Annotated in this window: 7 protein-coding genes and 1 pseudogene; 4 read left to right on the top strand and 4 right to left on the bottom strand. The window is 34.9% G+C overall.

From position 1 onward, the window contains the following. Both F6K13_RS16755 and F6K13_RS16750 read left to right on the top strand, forming a co-directional pair. Window positions 1-126, top strand: a pseudogene (locus F6K13_RS16755) (molybdenum cofactor biosynthesis protein MoeB); the annotation flags it as partial. Between the two features lie 269 nt (window positions 127-395). Continuing rightward, window positions 396-863: a gamma-glutamylcyclotransferase gene (locus tag F6K13_RS16750; protein ID WP_240038835.1), complete on the top strand. Its 468-nt coding sequence runs from the start codon at window positions 396-398 to the stop codon at window positions 861-863. 265 nt (window positions 864-1,128) lie between these two features. Here F6K13_RS16750 and F6K13_RS16745 read toward each other — a convergent pair whose 3' ends face one another. The 4 genes from F6K13_RS16745 to F6K13_RS16730 all read right to left on the bottom strand — a co-directional run bounded on the left by F6K13_RS16745 (window position 1,129) and on the right by F6K13_RS16730 (window position 4,718). Beyond that, the gene (locus F6K13_RS16745; RefSeq protein WP_124143910.1) at window positions 1,129-1,605 is read right to left on the bottom strand and encodes an anti-sigma factor; all 477 of its coding nucleotides are present in this window, start codon (window positions 1,603-1,605) and stop codon (window positions 1,129-1,131) included. A gap of 203 nt (window positions 1,606-1,808) precedes the next feature. Continuing rightward, the gene (locus F6K13_RS16740; RefSeq protein WP_124154775.1) at window positions 1,809-2,465 is read right to left on the bottom strand and encodes a sigma-70 family RNA polymerase sigma factor; all 657 of its coding nucleotides are present in this window, start codon (window positions 2,463-2,465) and stop codon (window positions 1,809-1,811) included. A 392-nt stretch (window positions 2,466-2,857) separates the two neighbouring features. Continuing rightward, window positions 2,858-3,340, bottom strand: a complete 483-nt coding sequence (locus F6K13_RS16735; protein ID WP_124154774.1) for a molybdenum cofactor biosynthesis protein MoaE — start codon at window positions 3,338-3,340, stop codon at window positions 2,858-2,860. 382 nt (window positions 3,341-3,722) lie between these two features. Beyond that, the gene (locus F6K13_RS16730; protein WP_124147429.1) at window positions 3,723-4,718 is read right to left on the bottom strand and encodes an aspartate carbamoyltransferase catalytic subunit; all 996 of its coding nucleotides are present in this window, start codon (window positions 4,716-4,718) and stop codon (window positions 3,723-3,725) included. A 138-nt stretch (window positions 4,719-4,856) separates the two neighbouring features. Here F6K13_RS16730 and F6K13_RS16725 point away from each other — a divergent pair, with 138 nt between their 5' ends. Both F6K13_RS16725 and F6K13_RS16720 read left to right on the top strand, forming a co-directional pair. Continuing rightward, window positions 4,857-5,006 (top strand): hypothetical protein, encoded by a 150-nt coding sequence (locus F6K13_RS16725; protein WP_161564729.1) that lies wholly within the window; start codon window positions 4,857-4,859, stop codon window positions 5,004-5,006. Beyond that, a complete protein-coding gene (locus F6K13_RS16720) occupies window positions 4,993-5,268 on the top strand; it encodes a WD40 repeat domain-containing protein (protein ID WP_124147430.1) in 276 nt (91 codons plus the stop codon). Before F6K13_RS16725 ends, F6K13_RS16720 begins: the two co-directional genes overlap by 14 nt. The last annotated feature ends 59 nt before the right edge of the window (window positions 5,269-5,327 follow it).

The following is a 5,327-nucleotide window of genomic DNA, read 5'->3' as shown; positions in this document are numbered from 1 at the left end:
ATTTTCCGTTTTGAGGGTCAGGCAACTGTCTTTAATTATGAGGGTGGACCTAACTACCGCGACCTTTACCCCGAACCCCCGCCTCCAGGAATGGTACCTTCTTGTGCAGAGGGTGGTGTGTTAGGTAAGCATTACCATTATTCCTTGGGTAGAAAATAAACTATCAAGTGGTAGCTCTGGTAAAAAAGCGCCTAAAGTTAACTGGGGGAGTAGAAAAGCCATCATATTTACTACTAAAATCATTTAATCAGATATTAAGAATTACGATTGATTAATTTTTGTGGTCTTAGCATAAACTCTATTTAAGTTTAACCTTACTATTATATTATAGAGTATTCGTAGTACTCAACAGCAAATGCCGTTTCAGTAGCTTCGATATGTAACTAATAGATAGATTGTTTTACACAGCATCTGGTAGTTTTTACTTGTCTTTAGAAGGTAATTTCTTGAGAAGTAATTATGTGGAATATCTTCAAGTCTTTGTCTACGGTACTCTTAAACCAGGAGAGGTAAACTACAAATCCTATTGTGCTGAATATGTTGTGGATGCTTTTCCGGCAATAACTAATGGTCTATTGTATGAACTATCTTTTGGCTATCCAGCGATGACTAGAGGAGATATGAATGTATATGGATTTATCTTATCATTCACAAATCCAGACGTTTTGCTAGATTTGGATCGATTAGAGGATTATCATCCTGAACGTCATCCAACAGAAAACGAGTACCAGAGACAAAAAATTGATACTTTTGGAATTAATGGAGAATACTTATGGACTGTCTGGAGCTACTTAATGTTACCAGAAAAGGTTAATTTATTTGGTGGTAAATTACTGCCTAGTGGATTTTGGACAAACCATTGACGAAGTCAGATAGGGGAGCCGTCGGATTGGCGACGTACAGAAGTCAGAAGTCAGAAGTTAACCCACTCCTCGCCCCTCCCCCTCCCAGGAGGGGAAGTAGGGGATTTTGAGTAACCCTACAAAAATATTTCGCCTTAAAAGGCGTGGTGAATAACCCAATTATTTTGATAAACCTTTCCACTTCCAAGTATAATAAAATTTATAAATAAATATAGTCATATTAAAGGAATATAATTTGCTAACTACTTGTAATTTTACAATCTTATTATTGATTTTTCACTGGTGAAATTGGAGGTTGAGGAATTTTAAGTACTGGATCGTTTATAGTTAACATCACATTATTAGGATTCACTATTTCTATTACAGGCTCATTTAAAGCAATTTGTACAGTTTCAGAATTAGAATGTTCAGCTAGCTGCAGAATATTAGTCCGACTATTTGAGATTATTCCCGATATAAATGCTATACATAGAGCCGCAATAGCAGTACCACCTAAGACAAATTTCCGTTTTGATCTACGGTCGATTTTATCAAATACTCGATCAACCATTATCTCCACAGGTTCTACTTTTGGAGGTACTGGTATCCTTTGGAATTCAGAATGTAGTTGTAGTAGTCTTTGATAGAGGTGTTTTGCCACTGGATCTGTAGCAAGTAGAAGTTCTGCTTCTCTACGTTGTGATGGAGTTACTTCACCATCTAAATATGCACTTACTAATTCAAACCTTTCTTGTTCCATCATTTTTTTTCACCCTGAATTTGATTATCTAAGTTATTTGAATTAACATTTTTATTCATAGTCAACGCTACATAAAATTTTGATATTTTCTCAGAAAAGCTAATTGAATTATTTTTGTTTTACTCGATTAAATTTGATTAATATTTAGAGATTTATTTTGACTAAATTTCTACTCAAAATCAAATTACTTATTATATGTATATCATTCAAATATCTAGATATTTTTGGAGTTGTAATTGTAATCTTTGCCTAGCTCTAGCAATTCTTGATTTGACAGTACCTAGAGAAACTCCAGTAATTTCTGCAATTTCTTCATAAGATAAACCTTCTATTTCTCTCAAGACAATAGTTACCCTAAATACTTCTGGTAGTTGAGAGATTGCATCCCTCAGATAATCATAAAATTCTTGTGTACTTAACTCTTCTTCTGGCCCTGGAGTATTTGTCGCAATCTCCCAATCTATCATACCATCATCTAAAGTCAGAGGAGCGTCTAAAGATAGAGGAGGGGTAACTCGTTTTCGTTTCCGTAACTCATCATAAAACAGGTTAGTTGTGATACGACTGAGCCAACTCTTAAACTTTACTGGCTCTTGTAATCTTTTAATGTTACGGTATACACGAATCCAAACCTCTTGAGCCAAATCTGAGCGGTCTTGCCATTCAGGGGCTAAATGATACAAAATTTTATCTACATGGAGTTGGTATCGATGTAGAAGTTCTGCAAAGATTGCACGATCTGGGCGATGACCTTGTTGGCAGCGCAGTACTAGATCGTAGTTAGAGAGTTTTTCAGGTGGCAATTCCACTTGCGAAAGGGTTTGTTCAACCTTAGACCAGGGTACAAATATATATTGATTCATCAGCGGAACTGGCTCAATAATTTTGTTATTTAGCTCTAGTTCCAATTAGACGAGAAATTTTTTCTAGAGTTCCCAATTATCCACAGTCAAAATTCAAAAGTCAAAATTCAAAAGTCAAAAGTAAGAAAAAAAATTATAGTCGTTAATAGGAATTAATAATTCAGTAAGTATTTATGCTTAATATTTTCCTGAGAATTTAACTTTTGAGAAGTAATTTATACTGTATAAATATTTACCAACAATCAAAAATGTATACTACTTTTGATGTTACAAATTGACGTACCGAATGTGGGATAGTAGCGATCAGGAAATTTGTTAAATAACTTTTTCTCGACTTCCTTTTTTTTCTTTATTTAAATTGATTCTACTCCCAATTCCTGACTCTACTATCTCTATTGCTCTTCACAAGCTCCAATACTGACCCAACTACTTGACCCATCGGCCCAATGTTCTTTTTTCCATATAGGGGCTGTATGTTTCAAAGTATCAATGCCATAACGAGAAGCTTCAAAAGCTTCTGAACGGTGTGGACATCCGACAGCCACTAAAACACTTATTTCACCAATTTTTAAACGTCCCACTCGATGATGAATGACCACGGTCTCGACTTCTGGCCATTGACTACGAATTTCTGTAGAGATTTGCTCAAAAACTTTGATGGCCATAGGTTGATATGCTTGATATTCTAAGGCCACTACAGATTTGCCGTCTGTTTGATTGCGAACCATTCCGCTCATTACTACTACAGCACCATTAGCAGGATTATCCGCTAAAGTGTAGATTTCAGCAATAGATAAAGGAGCTATAGTAATAGCAAAATGATTTTGTTCTGGTTTGAGTTTGGTAGATAAAGGTACTTTTAAACTAGAATTCATAGTATTGTTAATAATTGGTTTCCACTCATGTTAAAGATTATATCGAACGTAGCAAAGTATATATATGTTCAGGAAAAATCAGGAGTTATTTAATGCTTCAATTTTTATTTTTTTATATATTTTTGCTTGTTTAAATAAAGTAATTCTATTTAAAATAATTTAAGTATAATTGTTTATATTCAGCAGTCTATATTGGTATTTATCAACTGAAGCATAATTCAAAAAATCGATAAAGTGCCTTTCTGCAAAAAGAAAATATTGCTGCTATATTATGGCATTTTTTAGAGAATGGTACACATTTATTTCTCCTCTTTGTGTTGCTTATTCCTTATTCTCTAAAATCTGTAATTTTGTACCTCACCAATATAATACTTAACTATATTCAAGATTCTGTTTTGCTTCCACCTAAAAGATATAGTAAAGCCATTCGTACAGCAATACCACTGGTGACTTGTTGAGAAATTAAACTTAACTCAGGGTCATCCATTAAGTCAGAACTAATTTCTACTCCTCGGTTAACAGGTCCAGGATGTAATAATTTGACTCCTGGTTGACAAAGTTTGAGGCGATCGCGTGTAATACCAAATAATTGATGATATTCTCGTAAACTAGGTAATAAAGATTCGCTCATCCTTTCTTTTTGGAGACGTAGGGTCATTACAAAATCAGCTTTTTCTAGAGCTGGTTTAATATCCCAATGTACAAATAATTTACTCGGTCTATTTTTGCCAAATTCGGCGAAATATTTAGGTAGTAAAGTAGGTGTTCCAGCTAAATGTACTTCGGCACCAGAAGCCGTCAAACTCCAAATATTAGATCGTGCTACTCTAGAGTGGAGAATATCTCCCACAATAGCAATTTTTTTTCCTTCTAAAAGTTCTATTCTAGGTTGAGTTGAGTCTAACAACATACAGATAGTAAATAGGTCAAGTAAAGCTTGAGAAGGGTGTTCATGTTGACCATCTCCAGCATTCAGAATTCGCACTCCAGAACCATTGCGATCCATTTCCGAAGCGATCGCTGCGGGAACTCCAGCATCACGATGTCGAATGACCATCATATCTGTGCCCATTGCGAGATAGGTCATTGCTGTATCCAGAATAGTTTCTCCTTTGCTCAAAGAAGAAGTACCAGGAGCAAAATTTAGAGTATCCGCAGACAAACGTTTAGCAGCTAGTTCAAAACTATTGCGGGTGCGTGTAGAAGGTTCAAAGAATAAATTTGCTACTACTAGACCTTGTAATGCAGGTACTTTCTTCATCCGGCGACCTAAAACTTCTTGAAAACTAGCTGCTGTTTGTAGTACAATATTATATTCATTGGGTGTAAATTCTGCTAGAGATAAAATATGACGATGAGTCCAGAGATTTGTAGACATTTTCAATTCAACTTTTGTGAGATGATTATCAGTTAATTAATTGGTTTCGATTAATATTATACGGGTTATAGAGATAGTTTTAGTAAAAAAAATCTGACAAAAAAATAGGAAAACAGTAGCTATCACCTAATTTTTTTTATGAATAATTACCAATATTATTTAGGTGGCTGTTTACCCGATGATGCTTCTAGTTATGTCAGACAAAAGGCTGATGAAGAGCTTGATCAAGGGATTAAAGCAGGTGAATTTTGTTTTGTATTGAACTCTCGACAAATTGGTTTCTGGTAGTACAGATGGGATATTGAGAATTTGGCATTTTGAAGGTACTTTGCTCAAAAGTTTGAATACTCATGAGGCTAATGTTTTAAGTGTGAGTTTTAGTCCTGATGGCAAAGTGTTAGTTTCTGCTGCTTCTGATGGCAAGATTATTTTATGGAATTTGAATCTGGATAATTTGTTGATAGAAACTTGTCAACAGGTATATGATTATTTACAAACTAATCCTAATGTGAGTGAGAGCGATCAACTTATATCATGTCCGTTTGAATAATTAGACTTTGGTGGAAGGAAGGCAGGAGGCAGGAGGCTTTAGTTATCTAGGATAGCAGA

This window comes from Okeania sp. SIO2B9, assembly GCF_010672505.1.
GTDB classification, from domain to species: domain Bacteria; phylum Cyanobacteriota; class Cyanobacteriia; order Cyanobacteriales; family Microcoleaceae; genus Okeania; species Okeania hirsuta.
Note: the sequence above shows the minus strand (reverse complement) of the source record. Positions and strands in the feature narration are given on the sequence as shown.